Origin of the sequence: Acinetobacter sp. ABJ_C5_2 (genome assembly GCF_044538485.1) — a bacterium.
GTDB lineage: Bacteria > Pseudomonadota > Gammaproteobacteria > Pseudomonadales > Moraxellaceae > Acinetobacter > Acinetobacter nosocomialis_A.
In genome coordinates this window covers 1-721 of sequence record NZ_JBIUCS010000093.1, presented here as the reverse complement: position 1 = coordinate 721, position 721 = coordinate 1, and the positions used below count along the sequence as shown (strand labels likewise).

At 23.9% G+C, this 721-nt stretch carries 1 protein-coding gene; it reads left to right on the top strand.

The features are described from left to right. Positions 1-226 precede the first annotated feature (226 nt). The gene (locus ACH8JV_RS19500) at positions 227-664 is read left to right on the top strand and encodes an SMI1/KNR4 family protein (protein WP_396523298.1); all 438 of its coding nucleotides are present in this window, start codon (positions 227-229) and stop codon (positions 662-664) included. Positions 665-721 lie beyond the last annotated feature (57 nt).

The following is a 721-nucleotide window of genomic DNA, read 5'->3' as shown; positions in this document are numbered from 1 at the left end:
AAATAATATGTATATTAATTTGTTTGGCGCTTTGAAAGATGATTTAATTATCAGTGATTATCTAATTGAAAAGAAGGTGGTATTATCTAATACAATAAAAATATAAAATTCTTACTTGGATTCGGGAGGAAATTATTTTAATAATTGACAAAAATAGTATGGGAAAGATTTAGTCTAAAAAGACTTACATAGGTATAATTTAAGATATTATTTTTTGGAAAATGATATGAAAAGTGCTTTATTAAATAGATTGAATGAGTTCTATAAAATTAAACCTGAAATGAAAGGAATTCCTTTAACCGTAAATGATATTAATTATGTACAAACTAGCTTGAAAATAAAACTTTCGGATGACTATAAGTTGTTTATTAGTACATATGGAGGTTCATATGCAGGATTAGGGATATATGACTTAAAAAATGCTGAGATGTTAGGTGAAGAGAATGTTATTAATTTAACTAATAGAGGAAGAAAGCTTTTAGATGATTTAAAGGTTGATAATTACATTTTAGAATCAATAGTTGTTTCGGATGATGGGGCTGGAAATCCTATTTTTATAAATGAAAAGGGTAAGATATATATTTATTATATTGATAATGATGAGTATAAGAAGTTAGGAAATTCTTTAGGAGAGGTAATAGAAGAAAATTTTAATGAGTGGTAATTATTTAAATATTCATATTTTATTAATTTGAGAATATTTAAATGTAAAATACTATAT